The organism is Streptomyces angustmyceticus, from assembly GCF_019933235.1.
GTDB classification, from domain to species: Bacteria; Actinomycetota; Actinomycetes; order Streptomycetales; family Streptomycetaceae; genus Streptomyces; species Streptomyces angustmyceticus.
This window is the reverse complement of sequence record NZ_CP082945.1, coordinates 3,223,449-3,244,325: the sequence shown is the minus strand read 5'-3', so window position 1 is coordinate 3,244,325 and position 20,877 is coordinate 3,223,449. Positions and strand designations below refer to the sequence as shown.

General features: G+C 73.8%; 14 protein-coding genes and 1 riboswitch. Of the genes, 8 read left to right on the top strand and 6 right to left on the bottom strand.

Features of this window, described 5'->3' with window-relative positions:
* Window positions 1–88: 88 nt before the first annotated feature.
* Window positions 89–1,243 carry an alpha/beta hydrolase gene (locus tag K7396_RS14500; RefSeq protein ID WP_086720673.1) on the top strand — a complete coding sequence of 385 codons (1,155 nt, stop codon included), beginning with the start codon at window positions 89–91 and terminating at the stop codon, window positions 1,241–1,243.
* A gap of 31 nt (window positions 1,244–1,274) precedes the next feature.
* Here the strand turns inward: K7396_RS14500 and K7396_RS14495 are convergent, their stop codons facing one another.
* The gene (locus K7396_RS14495) at window positions 1,275–2,411 is read right to left on the bottom strand and encodes a C40 family peptidase (protein ID WP_086720674.1); all 1,137 of its coding nucleotides are present in this window, start codon (window positions 2,409–2,411) and stop codon (window positions 1,275–1,277) included.
* Between the two features lie 324 nt (window positions 2,412–2,735).
* Here K7396_RS14495 and K7396_RS14490 point away from each other — a divergent pair, with 324 nt between their 5' ends.
* Window positions 2,736–3,089, top strand: coding sequence for a hypothetical protein (locus K7396_RS14490; protein WP_152104703.1), 354 nt, complete (start codon window positions 2,736–2,738; stop codon window positions 3,087–3,089).
* A 159-nt stretch (window positions 3,090–3,248) separates the two neighbouring features.
* Here the strand turns inward: K7396_RS14490 and K7396_RS14485 are convergent, their stop codons facing one another.
* A complete protein-coding gene (locus K7396_RS14485; protein WP_152104702.1) occupies window positions 3,249–4,385 on the bottom strand; it encodes a C40 family peptidase in 1,137 nt (378 codons plus the stop codon).
* Window positions 4,386–4,393: 8 nt separating this feature from the next.
* Window positions 4,394–4,577, bottom strand: a riboswitch (cyclic di-AMP (ydaO/yuaA leader).
* A 289-nt stretch (window positions 4,578–4,866) separates the two neighbouring features.
* Between K7396_RS14485 and pcrA the strand changes: the two genes are divergently transcribed.
* Window positions 4,867–7,320, top strand: a complete 2,454-nt coding sequence (gene pcrA / locus K7396_RS14480) for a DNA helicase PcrA (RefSeq protein ID WP_086719971.1) — start codon at window positions 4,867–4,869, stop codon at window positions 7,318–7,320.
* Window positions 7,321–7,368: 48 nt separating this feature from the next.
* On the opposite strand, the gene K7396_RS14475 is transcribed toward pcrA, so the two are convergent.
* Both K7396_RS14475 and K7396_RS14470 read right to left on the bottom strand, forming a co-directional pair.
* A complete protein-coding gene (locus tag K7396_RS14475) occupies window positions 7,369–9,165 on the bottom strand; it encodes a M23 family metallopeptidase (RefSeq protein WP_086719972.1) in 1,797 nt (598 codons plus the stop codon).
* 249 nt (window positions 9,166–9,414) lie between these two features.
* Entirely contained in the window at window positions 9,415–10,365 is a 951-nt protein-coding gene (locus K7396_RS14470; protein ID WP_086719973.1) for an esterase/lipase family protein, read from the bottom strand.
* 375 nt (window positions 10,366–10,740) lie between these two features.
* Here K7396_RS14470 and K7396_RS14465 point away from each other — a divergent pair, with 375 nt between their 5' ends.
* Window positions 10,741–11,199 (top strand): cobalamin B12-binding domain-containing protein, encoded by a 459-nt coding sequence (locus K7396_RS14465; protein ID WP_086719975.1) that lies wholly within the window; start codon window positions 10,741–10,743, stop codon window positions 11,197–11,199.
* A 134-nt stretch (window positions 11,200–11,333) separates the two neighbouring features.
* On the opposite strand, the gene K7396_RS14460 is transcribed toward K7396_RS14465, so the two are convergent.
* Both K7396_RS14460 and K7396_RS14455 read right to left on the bottom strand, forming a co-directional pair.
* Window positions 11,334–13,172 (bottom strand): DUF5691 domain-containing protein, encoded by a 1,839-nt coding sequence (locus K7396_RS14460; protein ID WP_223659951.1) that lies wholly within the window; start codon window positions 13,170–13,172, stop codon window positions 11,334–11,336.
* A gap of 80 nt (window positions 13,173–13,252) precedes the next feature.
* The gene (locus K7396_RS14455; protein WP_152104701.1) at window positions 13,253–14,644 is read right to left on the bottom strand and encodes an SWIM zinc finger family protein; all 1,392 of its coding nucleotides are present in this window, start codon (window positions 14,642–14,644) and stop codon (window positions 13,253–13,255) included.
* A 167-nt stretch (window positions 14,645–14,811) separates the two neighbouring features.
* Between K7396_RS14455 and K7396_RS14450 the strand changes: the two genes are divergently transcribed.
* The 4 genes from K7396_RS14450 (at window position 14,812) to K7396_RS14435 (ending at window position 20,862) form a co-directional block, all read left to right on the top strand.
* Window positions 14,812–15,966, top strand: a complete 1,155-nt coding sequence (locus K7396_RS14450) for an ATP-binding protein (protein ID WP_086721907.1) — start codon at window positions 14,812–14,814, stop codon at window positions 15,964–15,966.
* Complete coding sequence (locus tag K7396_RS14445) at window positions 15,963–18,635, top strand: DUF5682 family protein (RefSeq protein WP_152104700.1); 2,673 nt, start codon at window positions 15,963–15,965, stop codon at window positions 18,633–18,635. The genes K7396_RS14450 and K7396_RS14445 overlap by 4 nt, the downstream gene beginning before the upstream one ends.
* Complete coding sequence (locus tag K7396_RS14440; protein ID WP_373866935.1) at window positions 18,632–19,852, top strand: VWA domain-containing protein; 1,221 nt, start codon at window positions 18,632–18,634, stop codon at window positions 19,850–19,852. Before K7396_RS14445 ends, K7396_RS14440 begins: the two co-directional genes overlap by 4 nt.
* A 134-nt stretch (window positions 19,853–19,986) precedes the next feature.
* The gene (locus K7396_RS14435; RefSeq protein ID WP_143589299.1) at window positions 19,987–20,862 is read left to right on the top strand and encodes a hypothetical protein; all 876 of its coding nucleotides are present in this window, start codon (window positions 19,987–19,989) and stop codon (window positions 20,860–20,862) included.
* Window positions 20,863–20,877 lie beyond the last annotated feature (15 nt).

The following is a 20,877-nucleotide window of genomic DNA, read 5'->3' as shown; positions in this document are numbered from 1 at the left end:
CTAAGGGCGCGGAGAGGCTCACTGCCGAAGGCGGGGGCGGAACCATCCCCACGTCCTTCGCGTAGTTTGTCCTGGAAGCGAGATCCCGATGAGCCTGACGGGCACGCCCTTCTTCCTCACCTCGGTCACGCTGTTGATCGTCGCCTTCGTGCTGCCGTTCGCCCTGTGGGGCCGAATAGCCGGGCCGCCCCTGCTGCGCGGCCTCGCCCGGCTGCTGATGCTGCTGTTCGCCCAGGTCACGGCCATCACCGTGGTCTTCGTCATGGTCAACAACGCCAACAACCTCTACGACACCTGGGACGACCTGCTCGGCACCGGCAGCCATGTCGAGGCGGCCCGGGACCTCGGCCCCGACGGCATGGGCGGGCAGCAGATCAGGAACGAGCCCAAGCAGCTCCAGCGTTTCCGCCCCGCCGACGACCCCCAGGTGGGCCCGGGGGTCCAGATGACCGACCTCAGGGGCCGGATCTCGGGCGTGGCGGGCGAGGTGTACGTATGGCTGCCGCCGCAGTACAACGACCCGGCCTACCGGAACAAGAAGTTCCCGGTGGTCGAGCTGCTGCCCGGCTACCCGGGGTCGGCGAAGTCCTGGATGGGCTCGCTGCGGGTGGCCGAGCAGCTCCAGCCGCTGATGCAGCGCGGTCAGATCAGGCCGGTCATCCTGGTGGCGCCGCGGACCAACCTCCTGCCCGGCGCGGACACCGGCTGCGTCAACCTCCCCGGGAAGGTCAACGCCGACAGCTGGCTGACCGTCGACGTCCGCAAGATGATCATCGACAACTTCCGGGCGGGCGACAAGCCGGACTCCTGGGCCCTGGCCGGCTACTCGGCGGGTGCCCACTGCGCCACCAAGCTCGCCCTGTCCCACCCGGACCGCTACCGCGCCGCGGTCTCCCTGTCCGGCTACAACGACCCGGCCCTCGAACGCGACTCCCTGGCCGGCAAGGACCCCAAGCTGCGCATCGAGTCCAACCCGATGCACATCCTGAAGTCCGCCAACGCGATGGGGCGGCCGCCGCGCACGGCCCTGTACGTGACGGGCGCGGCGGGCGACGGCTACCAGGCCGGTCTCGGTCTTCGGCAGCTGGCGCGGTTCCCGACCACGGTGGATGTCCAGCAGATCTCGGGCGCCGGCGGCCACACCACGGCGGTGTGGAAGCAGCAGGTGCCGCAGGTCTTCCAGTGGCTGGGGACCCAGCTCAGGGCCGAGCCTCAGCGCCCCAGCGCCCAGCACGGAAGCTAGGGAGTGCCGTTCGGACCATGGCCGACACCCCCTAGGCAGGCCGGGTCGCCGCCGCGAACGGCATCTGGTCGATCGGCGCGATCCGCACCGGCGCCCCCGGGTGCGGCGCGTGGATCATCTTGCCGTCCCCGACGTAGATCCCCACGTGGCTGATGCCGGAGTAGAAGAACACCAGGTCGCCGGGGGCGAGTTGGGACCTGGCGACCCGCGGCCCGGAGCTGATCTGGGTGTAGGTCGTACGGGGCAGCGACACACCGCCCGACCGCCAGGCGGCCTGGGTCAGCCCCGAGCAGTCGTAGCCGGAGGGTCCCGTCGCGCCCCAGACGTACGGCTTGCCGAGGGCGGCGTAGGCGAAGGCGACGGCCCGCGCGGCCCGGGAGTCGGGCGCCTGCGCCGCGGCCGCGGCGGCTCCCGCGCCGGTGCGGGCCGCCTCGGCGACGCCGTCCCCGTGCCCCGCGGCGCGCTCCGCGCGGTGCGCCGCGCCGCCGTGTGCGCCGCCCCGGGCCGCCATCCGCTGCCGCTGCTCAGCGGTCAGGCGGTTGAGCAACTGCTCGGCGGCGCCCAGCTTGTGGACGACGGTGACCCGGTGCTTCTTCAGCGCCGCCTCGGTCTGCGCCAGCCGCTGCGCGGTGTCCTCGGCGCGCCGCTGCACCTGCCGTACGCTGCCGAGCCGGCGCGCGTAGCCGGCCACCGCGGTCGCCTGGTGGCTGCCCGCCCGCTCCAGGACCGCGGCGCCGTCCAGATAGCGCTGCGGGTCGGCGGACAGCAGCAGCCGTACGGTCGGGTCGACGCCGCCGGAGCGGTACTGGCTCGCGGCCATGGTGCCCAGTTCGGTGCGGGCGGCGTTGAGTCGGGCGGTCCTGCGGGCGGCCTCGTCCTGCAGTCTGCCGAGCTCCTCGCGTGCGGTGCCGGCGGCTTCCTTCGCGCCGTCGTAGCTCTGCGTGGCCACCTCTGCCTCCTGGTACAGCGCGTCGACCCGGTCCTTGACCTGGGCGGGGGTGAGCTGGGGCGCGGCCTGGCCGGTGCCGTCGAAGCCGGTGGCGGTGGCCGCGCCGGCCAGGGCCAGGGTGGCGGCCGCGCGGGCGGTGCGTGCGCTGCGTGAGCCGCCGGTGAACGCGGCGAGCGGATGCTGCCGGGGCTTGCGGTGCGAGGCCACGGTGGCCGTCACTTCCTTCCCTTCGAGCCGTGGGCCCGGCGGCGGTCCGTAACGAGGGAACGGACCGCCGCCGCACCTCTCGGCGGGGCGGCCGACAGGACGCCGGTGGGAGCCCGGCGAGGGCGGGGAGTCGGCCGCCTGGAGGAGGACGCTAAGCCTGCGGGTCGCGGCGACGAGTCCCCTTGCCCGGGATTGTTCGCTTTCGACCGTGGATGGTGCGTGGGTGACCGTGGCGCCGTGGTCACGCGGCCGGGAGCGGGTCCGGCCTGACCGAAGCGGCGATTGCGGACGCCCTGCCGGAAGGGCCGTGCTATGCGGCGGCTACGATCCGACACTATGGACGTAGTAATCAATATCTTCGTCGGCCTGCACATCATCGGCATCGCCTCGCTGCTGGGCGGTTTCCTGACCCAGATGAAGGCGATGGGCGCGGGCACCGCCCGCTTCGTGCCGGCGATGCTGCACGGCGCGCTGACGATGCTGGTCACCGGCATCGTGCTGGTCGGCCTCAACCAGGCCGAGGGCCACAGCCTCAACACCGTCAAGCTCGGCATCAAGATGGCCGTTCTGGTGGTCATCCTGGCGCTGGTCTACGTCAAGCGCGACGAGGAGAAGGTCGACGCGCCGCTCTTCGGCGCGGTCGGCGCGCTGACGGTGGCCAACATCTTCATCGCCGTGCTCTGGACCTGAGCGCGGTGGGCGGCCGGCCGGGTTCCGGCCGCCGGGCGGACGGCCCCGCCACAGCACACCGCGCGGTCCTCGCCCTCCTCGCCGGAAGGGCGGGGGCCGCGCGGTGGCGTGTGGGGGGTGGCCGTGGGGGGTGGTTCGGAGGGGGCGCGGGGCCGGGGCTCAGCCCGGGCGGACGCTCCCGTAGATCGGCATGTAGTAGATCGACTCCTCCCGGACACTGGCGCCCGGGTGCGGTGCGTGGATCATCTTGCCGCCGCCTATGTACATGCCGACGTGGCTGATGTCGTCGTAGAAGAAGACCAGGTCACCGGGCTTGAGGTCCTTGGTGGCGACCCGCTGGCCGACCTTGACCTGGTCCCAGGTGGTCCGCGGCAGGCTGACGCCGGCGGCCTTCCACGCGGCCTGGGTCAGCCCCGAGCAGTCGTAGGAGCTGGGCCCGGTCGCGCCCCAGACGTACGGCTTGCCCATCTGGGCGCGGGCGAAGGCGAGCGCCTTCTCGGCCTGGCTCGACGACGGTCCGGCGGACGAGCCGTCGTCGGCGCCGCCACCGCTCTGCCCGCCCCCGTCGTGCTGCTGCTGCCGCTCGCGCTCCTGCTGCTTGCGGGCCTCCTCCTCGGCCTTGCGCTTGGCCGCGGCCTCCTTCTTGCGCTCCAGCTCCGCCAGCCGCGCCTTCTCCTGGGCGGTCAGCCGGGACAGCAGCTGCCGGGCCTCGGCCAGCTTCGCCTGGACGGACTGCTTGGACTCCTTGAGGGACGCCTGCGAGGTCTGCAGCCGCTCCAGGCTGTGGGTCGCCTCCGCCCGCTGCCGGGCCGCCGCCGCCTGCTGCTCCTGGTAGTCGGAGACGGCCTGCTTCTGCCGGCCGGTCAGCCGCTCCATGAGGTGGCTGCGGTCGAAGAACTGCTGCGGGTCCTTGGCCAGCATCAGCTGCGCCGTCGGGTTCATGCCCCCGGTGCGGTACTGCGCCGAGGCGAACGTGCCCAGCCGGCGCCGGGACTCGTTCATCTCCTCGGCCCGCTTGGCGGCGGCGTCGAGCAGCTTGTCGACGGTGTGGCGCTGGGTCTCGGCCCGCTCCTTGGCGGCGTTGTACTTCTGGGTGGCCACCTCGGCCTGGCGGTAGAGGCCGTCGACCTTCTGCTTGACCTCTTCGATGGTGGGCTTGGGCGCCCGGGGGGCCGCGTCGGCGGACTGCGAGAGCAGCGTGGCCGAGGCGAGGGCGGCGGAGGTGAGCCCGACCGCCGTTCGTCGTCCTCCGGGCGAGGTGAGAATGCTGGTGCGCGGCTTGCGATGCGACGCCAAGGCCGGCGACTCCTTCCGTGGACCGCCTACCGGGTTAGCTGTCGGGTTCGGGCGGTGTCGCTGACGGAAGGCTTGCCCTACGGTCCGGATGTCCGCGGACGGCGGCTGTCCGGACCGATTCACCCCGGTGGTGCTGGTGGGTCCCCGGCTCCGGGTGCCCGAGGGCAGGGCCGGACTCGGCGTGGGCGGCCCGTGCGGACCTGTCGTCCACGGGGAGGCGGGCTGCCTGAGCGAGGACGTTAGCCAACTCGTGTGGCTCCTGTGAAGGCTGATGTTCGATATGCCCGAAACCTTTTCGTGACCTGAACGCGATGCGGGGGTTGTCGTGACAGATGTCGGTTTCGGGTAGACGAGCCGCCGACCGGTCCGCGCACCTCCCGGCCGCCTGACCTGCCGCGGTGCCACGGCCCGCCCCCGGAGCGGCCCGCATCGGGCGACTCAGCGGCGGGCTGTCGGTGCGGCGGCCTAGACTCGGTGGGCGATGAGCAGCCTCTTTGACGACAGCTTCCTGGCGGACCTCGGCCACAAGGACGAGGGGGAGCCCCCGCCGCCCCCCGAGGACGAGCACGGCCCGGCCCCGGAGGAGATCCCCGCCGACCTCTTCGGCGGGAGGTTCGACGCGCCCCCGCCCCAGGAGGCGTACTACCGCGACGGCGCCGCCCGCCCCGCCATCGACCCCGCGGCGCTGCTGGAGGGGCTCAACGACGAGCAGAAGGCCGCCGTGGTGCACACCGGCGGCCCGCTGCTGATCGTCGCCGGCGCCGGCTCCGGCAAGACCCGGGTGCTCACCCACCGCATCGCTCATCTGCTGGCCGAGCGCCATGTCCACCCCGGCCAGATACTCGCGATCACCTTCACGAACAAGGCCGCCGGCGAGATGAAGGAGCGCGTCGAGGAGCTGGTCGGCCCGCGCGCCAACGCCATGTGGGTCTCCACCTTCCACAGCGCCTGCGTCCGCATCCTGCGCCGCGAGTCCAAGAAGCTGGGCTTCACCTCGTCCTTCTCCATCTACGACGCCGCCGACTCCAAGCGCCTGATGGCCCTGGTCTGCCGCGATCTGGACCTGGACCCCAAGCGCTACCCGCCCAAGTCCTTCAGCGCGAAGATCTCCAACCTCAAGAACGAGCTCATCGACGAGGAGACCTTCGCCGGGACGGCTGCCGATGGTTTCGAGAAGACGCTGGCCGAGGCGTATGCGATGTACCAGGCGCGGCTGCGCGAGGCCAACGCCCTGGACTTCGACGACATCATCATGACCACGGTCAATCTGCTCCAGGCCTTCCCGGACGTCGCCGAGCACTACCGCCGCCGCTTCCGCCACGTCCTCGTCGACGAGTACCAGGACACCAACCACGCCCAGTACACCCTCGTCCGCGAGCTGGTCGGCCCCGCCGAGGACGCCGCCGAACTGTGCGTCGTCGGCGACGCCGACCAGTCGATCTACGCCTTCCGCGGCGCCACGATCCGCAACATCCTCCAGTTCGAGGAGGACTACCCGGACGCGACGACGATCCTGCTGGAGCAGAACTACCGCTCCTCGCAGACGATCCTGTCCGCCGCCAACGCCGTCATCGAGCGCAACGAGAACCGCCGCCCCAAGAACCTCTGGACGCAGGCGGGCGCCGGCCCCAGGATCACCGGCTACGTCGCCGACACCGAGCACGACGAGGCGCAGTTCGTCGCCGACGAGATCGACCGGCTGACGGACGCCGGCGACGCCAAGGCCGGCGACGTCGCGGTCTTCTACCGCACCAACGCCCAGTCCCGTGTCTTCGAAGAGATCTTCATCCGGGTCGGGCTGCCCTACAAGGTCGTCGGCGGGGTGCGCTTCTACGAGCGCAAGGAGGTCCGCGACGTCCTCGCGTACCTGCGGGTGCTCGCCAACCCCGAGGACACCGTCCCGCTCCGCCGCATCCTGAACGTCCCCAAGCGCGGCATCGGCGACCGCGCCGAGGCGATGATCGACGCCCTGTCGGCGCGCGAGAAGATCACCTTCCCGCAGGCGCTGCGCCGGGTCGACGAGGCGTACGGCATGGCGGCCCGCTCCGCCAACGCCGTCAAGCGCTTCAACGTCCTCATGGAGGAGCTGCGCACCATCGTCGAGTCCGGCGCCGGCCCCGCCACGATCCTGGAAGCCGTCCTGGAGCGCACCGGCTACCTCGCCGAACTCCAGGCCAGCACCGACCCGCAGGACGAGACCCGGATCGAGAACCTCCAGGAACTCGCCGCCGTGGCCCTGGAGTTCGAGCAGGACCGAGGGGAGGAGAATCCGGGCACCCTCTCCGACTTCCTGGAGCAGGTCGCGCTGGTCGCCGACTCCGACCAGATCCCGGACGAGGACGAAGAGGGCAGCGGCGTGATCACGCTGATGACGCTGCACACCGCCAAGGGCCTGGAGTTCCCCGTCGTCTTCCTGACCGGCCTGGAGGACGGCGTCTTCCCGCACATGCGCTCGCTGGGCCAGACCAAGGAGCTGGAGGAGGAGCGCCGGCTCGCCTACGTGGGCATCACCCGCGCCCGCGAGCGGCTCTACGTCACCCGTTCGACGATGCGCAGCGCCTGGGGCCAGCCCTCGTACAACCCGCCCTCCCGGTTCCTGGAGGAGATCCCGGCCGACTACCTGGAGTGGAAGCGCACGGGCCAGGCGACGCCCTCCGCGTCGATGGGCGGCATGTCGGCGGGCGGTGGAGGCGGCGGCTTCGGTTCCGCCCTGTCGTCGCGCGCCAAGGGGCCGAGCGGCTTCGCGACCCGCCGTTCCGGCGACCGCCAGGTGGTCTCCCTGGCCGTCGGCGACCGCGTCACCCACGACAGCTTCGGGCTGGGCACGGTCGTCGGCGTCAAGGGCAGCGGCGACAACGCCGAGGCGACGATCGACTTCGGCGGCGAGAAGCCGAAGCGGCTGCTGCTGCGGTACGCGCCGGTGGAGAAGCTGTAGGAGCCGCGCGGGCCGGGTGACGGGCTCCGTCACCCGGCGGTGCGCCGGTCAGTTCGGGTTGAGGCCGTGGTCGCGCAGCCAGGGCTGCGGGTCGACCGCCGCGCCGCCGCCGGGGCGCACCTCGAAGTGGAGGTGCGGTCCCGTGGAGTTGCCGGAGTTGCCCGAATAGGCGATCTGGTCCCCGGCCTTGACCGACCCGGAACGGATCTTGGTGCTGCTCAGGTGGCAGTACCAGGTCTCGGTGCCGTCGGGCGCCGTCACGATCGCCATGTTCCCGTAGGCGGAGTTCCACTGGGTGCGGATGGTGCCGTCGGTGGCGGACATGACCGGGGTGCCGTAGCTGACCGGGAAGTCGATGCCGGTGTGCACGGACATCCAGTTCACCCCGGCCTGGCCGAAGGTGGCGCTCAGGCCGTGCTGGGTGACCGGCAGCACGAACTTGGGGCGGGCGGCCTCCTTGCGGGCCGCCTCCTCCGCCTTGCGCTTGCGCTCCAGATCCTGGCGCTGCTTGAGGTCGATCCGCTCCTGGGTACGGCTGGCCCGGTCGCGGAAGTCGTCGGCGCTGGCGCTGAGTCCGGCGAGCTGGGTGTCGAGCTTGTTGTTGGCCGCCGACGGTTTGACGGCTCCCGGGTCGGGCGCGGCCTGGGCGGTCGCGTCGCCCTTGTCGTCGCCGGTGAATCCGGTGACGGCGGCGGCTGCCACGGCGCACACGCCCATGGCGGCGACCGAGGGGACGGCGACGGTCAGCAGCGCCGACCGCTTCACCGGGCGCTTGCGGCCCCGGCCGCGGACGGTCGTGCCGGCGTCCGGCCCGGCGACCCGCCGCCTGCTGGGGGCCGGAGGGGTGACCGGCATGGCCTGCGTCATGGCCTCCGCCACGGCGGCGGCCTCGCCGTCCTCGGCGCGGGCGGCGTTGTCGAAGCCGCCGGTGTGGCCGAAGCCGCCCTCGTCGGGGGAGGTGCCGTCGGTCCCGGGCCGGCCGGCCTCGAAGACGTCGGCGTCGAACTGCTCGCCGTCGTGCCGGCCGGCGTCGGTGTGCGCGGTGTCGTTCCAGGGGGTGGAGTCCCACAGGACGGTGTCCTCGGGCGGCGGGCCGGCCTGGGCCGGGATGCCGGCGATGAGGTTCCGGTCCGTGGTCGTCCAGATCGCCGTGGCCTCGTGGTCGGCGGTCTCCTGGAGCGCGGTGGCCTGGTGGCCGCCGGTGTCGAAGGCGCCGGCGGTGTCGTATCCGACGGCGGCGTAACTCCCGGTGTCGTACGTGCCGGTGGGGTGGCTCCCGGTGTCGTACCCGCCGTGCCCGTAGGCGGTGGCTTCGTAGCCGGTCGTCTCGTACGAGGCCGCCGTGTCGTATCCGTGGGACGCGTAGGCGGTCGCGTCCTGCGCCGGGGCGTCGTACGCGGTGTGCGCGTAGGGGTCGTAGCCCGGGGCGGCCGCGTGCGGGTCGGCGGCGGGATAGGCGCCGCTGTCGTAGGCACCCGTCTCGTAGGCGCCGGTGTCCCACTGCGACGGGGCGTAGCCGCCGGTGTCGTAGGCGCCGGTGCCGTAGCCCGCCGCGTCGTACGTCCCCGTGTCGTACCCGCCGGTGTGGAAGGTGCCCGTGCCGTAGGCGCTCATGCCGTGGGCAACCGCGCCGTGCGTCCCGGTGTCATAGCAGCCGGTGTCGTACATGCCGGTTTCGTACGAGCCGGGGAGCGAGCCGAAGAGCGGGTCGCCATCGCCGTATTCGGCGCTGCCCGAGGGGGAATGCTGCTGCTCGTAGGTGTCGTAGGCCGGATAATGCGCATACGAGGCGTCAGAAGCAGATCCGGTCGGGAGCGGGGCCCCCGATGGGTGACGGTCGTTCACCAACTTCTCTTTCGCCTCGGCAGCAGGAGAATTAGCGGCGACTGTACCCGGCGGTACGCGGCGGCGACAATCTTCCACAGGTTTTGGGTTCGGCCGGACCGGGCATTTGGCCGCCTTTCGGCAGTCCCATGCGAGCTCTTGGCACCCCGTTCGAGGATTGTTCGGCAACGCGCCATGATCGGAACGGTCCCGCGGCGCCGTTCCGGCGGCGCGCAGGGGCATGACCGGGCCGCCCGTTCCGTGGCGGCGTCAGGCCACCGATATGACGTCCGCGGCCCCTTCGGCCGGATCCGCCGAGGCCAGCGCGTCGCGGATGCCCGCGGCGACGGTGCCGTTGACCGGCAGGGCGAGATGTCCGACACCGGCGACATGCACATTGAACGCATGCAAATCCGGGTGATTGATTCTGGCCGTAGTGGCGGGAACCATCACCCGGTCCTCCTCGCTCCAGAAAGCGACAAAGTGCGTCCGGCAATGCGGCGCCGGAAGCGACAACTCCGCAATCACCTCGGAATCGGGCCGCATCTGGCGGACGATCGGGTGCGCCGACATCAAGGGCGCGACGCCCGTCCCGGAGTGCGGGGTCCCGAGTGTGATCACCGTACGGACGCGGGTGTCGCCGCCGAGCCGCTGCACGTAATAGCGGGCGATGAGACCGCCCAGGCTGTGGCCCACGATGTCCACCCGGCGATGGCCGGTCCGGGCGCACACCTCCTCCACGTGCCGGCGCAGCAGCTCGGCCGCCTTGCGCAGGTCACAGGTCAGCGGGGAGTAGTTGAGCGCCTCGACATGGCGCCAGCCGTGCCGGTGCAGCGAGCGGCGCAGCAGCAGGAAGACGGAGCGGTTGTCGATGAAGCCGTGGAGCAGGAGGACCGGGGGATGGGCCCGGCCCTCCGTCGGCAGCATCGACGGCACGCCGGGCGTGCCGGGTGTGCCGGGCGCGGACGGCACGGGCTGTGGCGCCGGGTGCCCTTCCGGGGGGCCGGTCGCGGGGTGCGGGGCGGCTCCCGGCGCGGGGCGCTCCTGGGAGATGCCGGTCGGGTAGAGGAGGAGATGACCGGCGAGCACCGCCAGCTCCACGACCGTGCTGCGCACGAGCAGGGAAGGGGTGCGGGTGGGGAGCCGGCGGGCGCGCCGGAGCGGCTCGGCGAAGAGGCGCGCGAACACCAGGGGTGCGGAGAGAAAGGGCAGGGCCTGCATGGCCGACCTCCCGAACGGCACGCGGGAGGCGGCTTCGACCCCCGTATGCCCTCGTGGGAAGCCATGCGCAGCGACGGCGGACATGCGGCGTACCCGCCCTGATGCGCGCCCGGCGGCGCGGTGGCCCGGCTGCGACTCCCCGAGCGCCCGCCCCGCGCGTACGGATCCGCCCGGCCATGGCGTCACGACACGCGGAACACGGCGCGTAGCGAACGTGTCCCGTGTGTGATTTCCCCCTCCCCGGATGTCACGAAACGGCTGGGTACGCGATGCTGGCGATAACGTTCGTTCACGCTCGTGGCCGCCGGATCGCGGTCGCGCGATCGATTGTCGGCTCGGCGGCACCACAGTGCCGTGCATGGCTTGGAGGCAGTGATGAGTGTGGCTCGGCATGACGGAGCGCAGGCGGGGAACCAGGGCGCGGCGGGCAGGTCGGGTCCGATCCGTGTGGTCGTGGCCAAGCCGGGCCTGGACGGGCACGACCGGGGCGCCAAGGTCATCGCGCGGGCGCTGCGCGACGCCGGTATGGAGGTGATCTACACCGGGCTGCACCAGACCCCGGAGCAGATCGTCGACACCGCGATCCAGGAGGACGCCGACGCGATCGGCCTGTCCATCCTCTCCGGCGCGCACAACACCCTCTTCGCGAAGGTCATCGCCCTGTTGGAGGAGCGCGACGCCGCGGATATCAAGGTCTTCGGCGGCGGCATCATCCCCGAGGCCGACATCCCCCCGCTCAAGGCACAGGGCGTCGCGGAGATCTTCACGCCGGGCGCGACGACGGCCTCGATCGTGGAGTGGGTCAACGCGAACGTCCGGTCGCTGGCGGTCTGAGGCGGCGGGGACGCCTGAGGCGGGCGTCGGCGCCTGCGTTGGCGTTGGCATGGGCGTTGGCTCCGACGCCGATGGGGTGGCTGGGGCGCGGGGCAGGGGTCTCGTCATGAGGCGGACGATCATGGAGCGGACAGTCATGGGGCCAGGGGCTGTCGGGTGGGGCGGGGTGGGGCAGCGGCCTCGCCGCCGGTCCCGGCCCCGGGCCCGGTCCGGGGGTTCGTGTGGGCGTCGGCGGGGGCGGCCAGCGGGTCGTGGTCGTCCGGGGCGTTGTGGCCGGTGGGTGAGGGGGCGGTGAGTTCCGCGTGCATGGTGGCGCGCAGGCGCAGGGTGCCGACGAGGCGCTGGAAGGACTCGGCCCAGTAGCCGCCGGAGCCCGGTGAGGCGCCCTCGGGCTCGTCCGTGACGGCGGTGAGCAGGTCGAGACGGTCCGCCGCGGCCGGGTCCAGGCAGCGTTCGGCCAGGCCCATCACCCCGCTGAAGCTCCAGGGGTAGCTGCCCGCGTCCCGGGCGATGTCCAGCGCGTCGACGACGGCGCCGCCCAGCGGCTCGGCCCAGGGGACCGCGCACACGCCGAGCATCCGGAACGCCTCCGACAGGCCGTGGACCGCGATGAACTCCGCCACCCACCGGGCGCGTTCGGCGTCCGGCAGCACGGTCAGCAGTTTCGTCAGGTCCCGCGACGAGCCGGCCGGCGCGACCTCGGCGGCCTGGGACGGTGCGCCCGGCGCGCCTAGCAGCGCCCGCGCCCAGTCGGCGTTGCGCTGGCGCACGGCGGCGCGGCACCAGGCGTCGTGCAGTTCCGTCCGCCAGTCGTCGCCCACCGGGAGCGCGACGATCGCCGCCGCGTCGCGGCCCCCGAACCGGCCGTGCCAGCCGTCCAGCGGGGCCGCCTCCACCAACTGGCCCAGCCACCAGGACCGTTCGCCGCGCCCGGCGGGCGGTTTGGGCGCGATGCCGTCCCGCTGCATGCCCGCGTCGCACTCGTGGGGCGCCTCCACGGTGATCGCCGGCGCACCCGCCGTACGGTCCGGGCCGACGCAGGTGCGCGCACGCTGGGCCATCCGGGCCGCGAGGGCGGACCCGGGGAGCGTGGAGAGCAGCTCGGCGGCCGTGGCGCGGACGTTGCGGCTGCGGTCGGACAGGGCCTGTTCGAGGAAGGGCTCATCGGTCGCGGAGAGGCCCTCGCGCAGCGAGTCGAGGAACATCAGGCGGTCCTCGGCCCGCTCCGTGGACCAGGTCGTGGAAAGCAGTGCCAGGCCGGTCCGTGGGTCCTGGCGGCGCAGCGCGGTCAGCAGGGCGACCCGCTCGGCGAACAAGCCCTCCCCCCAGTGGCGTTGCACGCCGTCGGGGCTCTCGTCGCCGGAGAGCTCGGCCGGGCCGCCGATCCCCCGGAGAGCGAATTTCCACTCGGCGTTGAGCCGCGACAGCCACAGGGCGCGCGGCCCCGCCAGCGCCAGCGCGGCGGGCCGCAGGTCCGTACGGGCGCGGGCGGCGTCGAGGAGTGCGGGCAGCAGCGCCTCGGGGGCGCGATAGCCGTACTCGCCGGCGGCGGCCAGCCACTGGGGGAGCAGCTCGGTGAGGTCGGGGGCGGTGCCGCGGCGGCTGCCGCCTCCACCGCCGCCGCGGTCGGCGAGCAGCAGCGACAGCCGGCGGCGCGCGGCGGGCGGCAACGGGGGCCGCGGGTCGGCGGGGGCCGGGGCGGGGCGCTCACCTGCGGGTGCGGGGCGGAGCGCGGCGCGCCGGCGCACCGTGCTCACCGCGGCCGCGTCGAGCAGTGCGGCCGCGGCGCCCTGCCCGGAGCGCACCGCCACCGGGGGCGTGCGCCGCTCGGTCCCGAGGAGCGCGGCGCTCACCAGCTCGTCCCAGGGAGCCGGGGAGGTCGGGGCGGGCGGAGTGGGGGCGGAACTGTCAGGCGCGGCCGGGCTGATGGGGCCGGTGTACGTGGGTGACGTGGGCGTGGTGGTGGTCGTCATGCCCTTCCTCGGTGGCTCGGTGGTGGACGGCGTGTGCGGGTGGCGGGAGGCCGTGGCCGGCGGGGCGGCGGGGTCCTGGATCACAGGGACACCGGGGACGGGTCCCATACGGTCAGCGGGAGGAAGCCGCGGTGGCCGCATTCACCGAAGACCGTGATCGGCGCGCCGCCCGATATGGCGGCCAGCTGCCACAGGCTCGTACGGCCCAGGCAGCGCGGGTCCAGCGGCAGCGCCGACTCGCCGTCCGCGTCGGCCAGTTGCCAGCTCTCGCCGTCGGGGCCCGGGACCGGGGTGACCTCGGAGAGGACCACCGGCCAGGAGTCCAGCCACGGGTCGTCGCGCAGCGCGTCGCCGTACGCGGCCAGGGCGGCATCGACGCCGCAGCCGGGCGGTACGGGCCCCGGGGCCGCCGGGGCGTGCCGCTCGCCCAGGGTGGCGCGCAGCGGGCGGGCGCCCGGGTAGTAGGCGAGGTCCGCGTCGAGCACCAGGCCCGGCGGCAGGGCCAGGTCCAGAGGGCGGTTGTTGGCGCCGAAGGAGAGGTGCAGCGCCATCCGGCCGGTCCGCTCGCCGCGCAGGTAGATCTTGCGGGTGAGCAACCTGCCGTCGTCGGCGTCCTGTTGGGCGAGCACCAGCCAGCGGTCCCGGACCGTCGTCGCCTCGGGGCCGGCCAGCAGATCCGCCGCGTCCGTGGTCAGCCCGACGCGCGAGCGGACCGTCGCCGCGAGGGGCGCCGGCAGCCGTTCGATGCCGAGGAACCCCTGGTCGAGGAGGTGCAGCAGGGCACACTCCTCCAGCAGCCTGGCCGGCCAGTTGGGACCGGAGGCCACCGCCGCCCCCAGCTCCCGCACGCGCGAGGCGAGCCCGGGTGCCTGGGCGTCGACCATGCGGGCGGCCGTCTCGTCCCAGGAGCCGCCGGGGCCGCCGCCCGGCCGGGAGAGCCCGCCGCCGGCGTGGCCGGCCGCGGCCAGCCCGGACCGCAGCAGATCCTCCAGGCGCTGCTCCAGTTCCGTCGCACCGGCGCCGATCCGCTGCATCCGGCGCTCCGCCCGCCGCTTCGCCGCCTCCGGGTCGGCCGGCGCGCGCGACGCGGCGCCGCCGCCCGGGGCCGGGCCGGCGGACCGCTCCTCGCGCGCACGGCGCCCGGCCAGCCACTCGGCCGCCCACTGCGCCGGTTCCCCCGCCGCCACCTCCGGGCCGCCGCCCGCCCAGAGCAGCAGCAGCCCCAGCGCGTGCTTGCACGGGAACTTGCGGCTCGGGCAACTGCACTTGAAGGCGGGACCGTTGAGATCCACGACTGTGTGGTACGGCTTCTTGCCGCTGCCCTTGCACTGTCCCCACACCGCGCTCGCGTCCGCGCCCGATTCCGACCACGGTCCCGGCGCCGCGAGCTTGCCGCCCGCCTTGCGCGAAGCCTCGTCAGGCGCCAGTGCGAGCACCTGATCCGTCGTCCAGCGTTCCCCCTGCGGATTCATGTCACCGACGCTACGGCGCCCCACTGACAATCGCCGTCGCCGACGGTGAACTCGCAGCTCAGGATGGGTTTTTCGGGGGATTGTCAGTGGCGTGGTGCAGGCTTGTCATCGCAAGCGGCCGCAGGGATTTCCGGGTCCGGCCGCACATGTTGCGACGAGGGGGAACCATGTCCGAGAAGAGCTTCACGACGACGGACGACGAGATCAATCCGAGCGGTGGGACGACGCCGCACACCACCGGCGCCGACGCGCTGCGGCCGCACGCCGAGGACAGTTTCGCGACGGAACTCAAGGCCCTCGCGGCGGCCGACGACCGGCCGCGGCCCGAGCGCTGGCGGCTCTCGCCGTGGGCGGTCGCGACCTACCTCCTCGGCGGCACGCTCGCGGACGGTACGGTCATCACACCCAAGTACGTCGGCCCGCGCCGGATCGTCGAGGTCGCCGTGACGACCCTCGCGACGGACCGCGCCCTGCTCCTGCTCGGCGTACCCGGCACCGCGAAGACCTGGGTGTCCGAGCACCTGGCGGCGGCCGTCAGCGGCGACTCCACCCTGCTCGTCCAGGGCACGGCCGGCACCCCCGAAGAGGCGATCCGCTACGGCTGGAACTACGCCCAGCTGCTCGCGAACGGCCCCAGCCGCGAGGCGCTGGTGCCCAGTCCGGTGATGCGCGCGATGGCACAGGGCATGACCGCGCGCGTCGAGGAACTGACCCGTATCCCCGCCGACGTCCAGGACACCCTCATCACGGTCCTGTCGGAGAAGACCCTGCCCATCCCGGAGCTGGGGCAGGAGGTGCAGGCCGTCCGCGGGTTCAATCTGATCGCCACCGCCAACGACCGCGACCGCGGGGTCAATGAACTCTCCAGCGCCCTGCGCCGCCGCTTCAACACCGTCGTCCTGCCGCTGCCCGCGACCCCGGACGAAGAGGTGGACATCGTCTCGCGCCGGGTCGAGCAGATCGGCCGCTCGCTGGACCTCCCGGGCGGACCGGAGGGGCTGGACGAGATCCGCCGCGTCGTCACGGTCTTCCGAGAGCTGCGGGCCGGCCTCACGTCCGACGGCCGTACCAAGCTCAAGTCGCCCTCCGGCACCCTCTCCACGGCCGAGGCCATCTCGGTGGTGACCAACGGGCTGGCGCTGGCCGCCCACTTCGGTGACGGTGTGCTGCGCTCCGGCGACGTGGCCGCGGGCATCCTGGGAGCCGTGGTCCGCGATCCGGCGGCGGACCGGGTCGTATGGCAGGAGTACCTCGAAACCGTGGTGCGCGAGCGCGACGGCTGGAAGGACTTCTACCGCGCCTGCCGTGAGGTGAGCGCATGACCGGGCCGGTGCTGCTCGGGGTGCGGCACCACGGCCCCGGCTCGGCGCGGGCGGTGCGCGCCGCCCTCGACCAGAGCACCCCGGACGCGGTCCTGATCGAGGGGCCCCCGGAGGCGGACGCGCTGGTGCCGCTGGCCGCCCAGGAGGACATGCGTCCGCCCGTCGCCCTGCTCGCCCATGCGCAGGACGACCCCGGCCGCGCGGCGTTCTGGCCGCTGGCCGAGTTCTCCCCGGAGTGGGTGGCGATGCGCTGGGCCCTTGAGCACGGCGTCCCCGTCCGCTTCATCGACCTCCCCGCGGCGCACTCCTTGGCGGCGGAGGAGAAGGACGGGAAGGACGGGAAGGACGAGAAGGGGGAGACGGAAGAGACGGAAGAGACGGGGGAGACGGGCAAGGCAGACAAGGCAGACAAGGCAGATAAGGCAGACAAGGGGGAGGGGGCTGTCGGGCAGGAGCAGGACGCGGTTCCTGATGAGGCTGCCGGCGAAGCTCCCGGCGAGGCCGATGTGCGGGTCGATCCGATCCGGGCGCTGGCCGAGGCGGCCGGGTACGACGATCCCGAGCGCTGGTGGGAGGACGTCGTCGAGCACCGCGGGGGCGGGGCCGGAGAGGGTTCCGGAACCGATGCGCTGGCCCCGTTCGCGGCGCTGGCCGAGGCCATGGGCGCGCTGCGCGAGGCGTACGGCGACGGCGGACATGACCGCGACCCGGTGCGCGAGGCCCATATGCGGCTGCGACTGCGCGCCGCCCGGCGGGAGTTCGGGGACGACATCGCCGTGGTGTGCGGCGCCTGGCATGTACCCGCCCTGGCGCGGCGCACCACCATGGCCGCCGACCGGCGGCTCCTCAAGGGCCTGCCGAAGGTGAAGGTGGCGGTGACCTGGGTGCCCTGGACGCACCGGCGGCTCTCCCGCCACAGCGGCTACGGCGCCGGCATCGCCTCACCGGGCTGGTACGGCCACCTCTTCAGCGCCCCCGACCGCCCCGTGGAACGCTGGCTGACCAAGGTCGCCGGGCTGCTCAGGGAGGAGGACTACGCCGTCTCGTCGGCGCATGTCATCGAAGCGGTGCGGCTCGCCGAGGGGCTGGCCACGGTACGGGGCCGCCCGCTGGCCGGGCTGACCGAACTCGACGACGCCGTCCGGGCCGTCATGGGGGACGGCACCGACGCGCCGTCCTCGCTGATCCACGACCGGCTGGTGGTGGGCGAGGTGCTGGGCGAGGTCCCGGAGGACGCCCCCGCGGTGCCGCTGCAACGGGACATCGCCCGCAGCCAGCGCACCCTGCGGCTCAAGCCCGAGGCCCGGGAACGGGAACTGGAGCTGGACCTGCGCAAGGAGACCGACGCCGGCCGCAGCCGCCTGCTGCACCGCCTCCGGCTGCTCGGCATCCCCTGGGGCGAGCCCTGCCACTCCCGCGGCAGCACCGGCACCTTCCGGGAGACCTGGCGGCTGTGCTGGGAGCCCGAACTCTCGGTGCGGGTCGCGGAAGCCGGCATCTGGGGCACGACCGTACGGGCGGCCGCCACGGCCAAGGCCGCGTCCGAGGCGTCGGAGGCGGCCGCGCTCGCCGGGGTCACGGCGCTCGCCGAGCGCTGCCTGCTGGCCGGACTCCCCGACGCCCTCGTGGTGGTGATGCGGGCCCTGTCGGACCGCGCCGCACTCGACGCGGACGTGGGGCACCTCGCCCAGGCGCTGCCCGCCCTCGTCCGGTCCGTGCGCTACGGCGATGTGCGCGGCACGGACGCTGCGGCGCTGCGCGAGGTGGCGACGGGCCTGGCCGAGCGGGTCTTCGTCGGACTGCCGCCCGCCTGCCTGGGCCTGGACGCCGACGGGGCCGCCGAAAGGCGCGCTCATCTCGACGCCACCCACCAGGCCGTCGGCCTCCTCGGCCGGCCGGAGGCCGGGCAGCGCCCCGGACCCCAGGACCTGCGGGCGCGGTGGACCGGGGTGCTGCGGGCGGTGAGCGCACGCGACGCGGTACCGGGTCTGATCCGCGGACGGGCGGCCAGACTCCTGCTGGACGAGGGCGAATTGGGCGACGGCGGAGCCGAGCGCCTGATGCGGCTCGCCCTCTCGCCGGGCACCCCGCCCACCGACGCCGCCGGCTGGATCGAGGGGTTCGTCGGCGGCGGGGACGGCGGCATGCTGCTGGTCCATGACGCACGGCTGCTGACGCTGGTCGACGGCTGGCTGACCGGGGTGCCGGACGCCGCGTTCACGGACGTCCTGCCGCTGCTGCGCCGGACCTTCGCGGAGTACGAAACCGGCGTGCGGCGCACCCTCGGGGAACTCGTCCGGCGCGGCCCCACGGCCCCGTCCCGCCACCCGGCAGGCGACCCGCCGGACGCCGCGGCGCCCGGCTTCGGCCCCGGCCTGGACCGCGACCGCGCCGCCGCCGTCCTGCCCACCCTGCGGATGCTCCTGGGCATCGGAGCGCACGGCTTCGACGACGAGCCTGCCGAGGTGTCGGGCGACGCCCCGGGCGACAGGCCGGGCGACAGGCCGGGTGACGCACCGGGCGACGGATCGGGCATCGCGCCCCATCGCGTCGGCGCCGCGCCGGGCCACGCGCCGCTCGGCCCGTGCGACCAGCCCGGCCACGCCCCGCCTGACGCACACCCGGACACCAACCGACCGGCCGACGACCTCACGGGGGCACGGACATGACCCGCACGACACCGGACCCGACCACCACCCTCGCGACCACTGCCCCGGCCCCCACCCCCGACCCCGAGCGGCTGCGGCGGTGGCGGATGGTGCTCGGTGGGGGTGGGGCGGACGGGACGGGGTGTGAACTCCGGGGGCGGGACGCGGCGATGGACGGGGCGCTGGCCTCGCTCTACGGCCGGGAGAAGGCCAACGGCGCCAACGGGACCGGCGGCCGGCGGTCGGCGGGGCTCGGGGCCTCGGCGCCCGGGGTGGCCCGCTGGCTCGGCGACATCCGTACGTACTTCCCGTCGTCCGTGGTGCAGGTGATGCAGCGCGACGCCATCGACCGGCTGGGGCTGTCCGTGCTGCTGCTGGAGCCGGAGATGCTGGAGGCCGTCGAGGCGGATGTGCACCTGGTGGGCACCCTGCTCTCGCTCAACAAGGTCATGCCGGAGACCACCAAGGAGACCGCCCGCGCCGTCGTCCGCAAGGTCGTCGAGCAGCTGGAGAAGAAGCTGGCGCAGCGCACCCGCGCCACCCTCACCGGCGCCCTGGACCGCTCCGCCCGGATCAGCCGGCCGCGCCACCGCGACATCGACTGGGACCGCACGATCCGGGCGAACCTCAAGAACTACCTCCCCGAGTACCGCACGGTCGTGCCCGAGCGGCTGATCGGCTACGGCCGGGCGGCGCAGTCGGTGAAGAAGGACGTGGTGCTCTGCATCGACCAGTCCGGTTCGATGGCCGCCTCGGTCGTCTACGCCTCGGTGTTCGGCGCGGTGCTCGCCTCCATGCGGGCCCTCGACACCCGGCTCGTCGTCTTCGACACCGCGGTCGTCGACCTGACGGACCAACTGGACGACCCGGTCGACGTCCTCTTCGGCACCCAGCTCGGCGGCGGCACGGACATCAACCGTGCGCTCGCCTACTGCCAGTCCCGCATCACCCGCCCCACCGAAACCGTCGTCGTCCTCATCAGCGACCTCTACGAGGGCGGCATCCGGGACGAGATGCTCAAGCGGGTCGCGGCGATGAAGGCGTCCGGCGTGCAGTTCGTGACGCTGCTCGCCCTCTCCGACGAGGGGGCGCCCGCCTACGACCGGGACCACGCGGCGGCCCTCGCGGCCCTGGGCGCACCGGCGTTCGCCTGCACCCCGGACCTGTTTCCCGACGTGATGGCGGCCGCGATCGAGAAGCGGCCGCTGCCCATACCGGACATGGCGGAGCAACGGTGACAGGACCCCCGGGGGGAGTTGCGCGGCACCTGGCACCTCGTGCAAGGATCAGGCCATCGCTCGATCGCCCGCGACGCGCGTGACGCCGAGGCCGCCTGGCCCGGCTGTCCCCGTCCGTAGGGGAAGGTCCCTCCTTGTCTGCTGTGTTCGCCCTGCCTGCCGCCGTGCGCCTGTCGCGCACGGTGGTCGCGCGGCGTGCGCTGCTGGCCGGGCTCTTCCTGGTGGGCTTTGTCGCCCTCGGCTTCGCCTTCGGTCCCGGCGCCCATGCCGCGGACCGCACGCGGAGTGCGGACCTGACCGGGGCCTCCGCCCCGGCCAAGGCCGCGGCCGAGGCGTCCACCCCGGACCGGGCCGCCACCCGGGACGGGGCGGCGACCCGCCTGCGGGGCTCCGGCTCCGCCCTCGAACGGCGGGGCAAGGCGTCCGGCGCGAAGCTCGCCGAGCGCACCCACGCCGCGTCCGGCGCGGTGGCGAAGACCGTACGGCCCGCCGCAGAGCAGGCCGCGCCGGTCACCGGCCGGGTCACCGGACCGGTGAGCCGCGTCGTGCGGGAGGTCGGGGACTCGGCAGGCGCCGCGCTGCCCGTGCACCTCCCGTCCGGTGCGGACACCACGCGCCCCGGAGACGGCGAGCGGCACCAGCACGGCGGTGCGCAGGGCGACGTCCCGACGGCCGGTCAGCGCACCGCTGGCCAGGCTGCCGACGCGCCCGCCGCCCAGCCGTCGCACCTCGTCGAGGGCCTGGCCCTGCCGGCCGCCGGGCACCCCTCGGCCGCCGCCCACGAGCAGCACGCCCCGGGCCATGACGGCCTTCCGGGCCCGTGCCCGCAGGCCCCGATGACGCCTGCCCCGCACACCGCCGGCGACGGCCACGGTCCCCGTGCCGGGGACCAGCACGCCGCCTCCCCGGCGGACTCCCTGCGCTTCCGGCTGCTGCCCGGTGGCGTCCGCACGGCCGATGGCGCTCCGACGCGTCGGCGTGCCGAAGACATCCTCGAATTCCCGGGCTAGGGCAGACCGCTCCGC

What these genes read in the sequence shown, in the direction of transcription:
- K7396_RS14465 (WP_086719975.1), top strand. Translation starts at nt 10,741, where the DNA reads ATGAGTGTGGCTCGGCATGACGGAGCGCAGGCGGGGAACCAGGGCGCG.
- K7396_RS14450 (WP_086721907.1), top strand. Translation starts at nt 14,812, where the DNA reads ATGTCCGAGAAGAGCTTCACGACGACGGACGACGAGATCAATCCGAGC.
- K7396_RS14445 (WP_152104700.1), top strand. Translation starts at nt 15,963, where the DNA reads ATGACCGGGCCGGTGCTGCTCGGGGTGCGGCACCACGGCCCCGGCTCG.
- K7396_RS14460 (WP_223659951.1), bottom strand. Translation starts at nt 13,172, where the DNA reads ATGACGACCACCACCACGCCCACGTCACCCACGTACACCGGCCCCATC.
- K7396_RS14440 (WP_373866935.1), top strand. Translation starts at nt 18,632, where the DNA reads ATGACCCGCACGACACCGGACCCGACCACCACCCTCGCGACCACTGCC.
- K7396_RS14500 (WP_086720673.1), top strand. Translation starts at nt 89, where the DNA reads ATGAGCCTGACGGGCACGCCCTTCTTCCTCACCTCGGTCACGCTGTTG.
- K7396_RS14470 (WP_086719973.1), bottom strand. Translation starts at nt 10,365, where the DNA reads ATGCAGGCCCTGCCCTTTCTCTCCGCACCCCTGGTGTTCGCGCGCCTC.
- K7396_RS14455 (WP_152104701.1), bottom strand. Translation starts at nt 14,644, where the DNA reads ATGAATCCGCAGGGGGAACGCTGGACGACGGATCAGGTGCTCGCACTG.
- pcrA (WP_086719971.1), top strand. Translation starts at nt 4,867, where the DNA reads ATGAGCAGCCTCTTTGACGACAGCTTCCTGGCGGACCTCGGCCACAAG.
- K7396_RS14490 (WP_152104703.1), top strand. Translation starts at nt 2,736, where the DNA reads ATGGACGTAGTAATCAATATCTTCGTCGGCCTGCACATCATCGGCATC.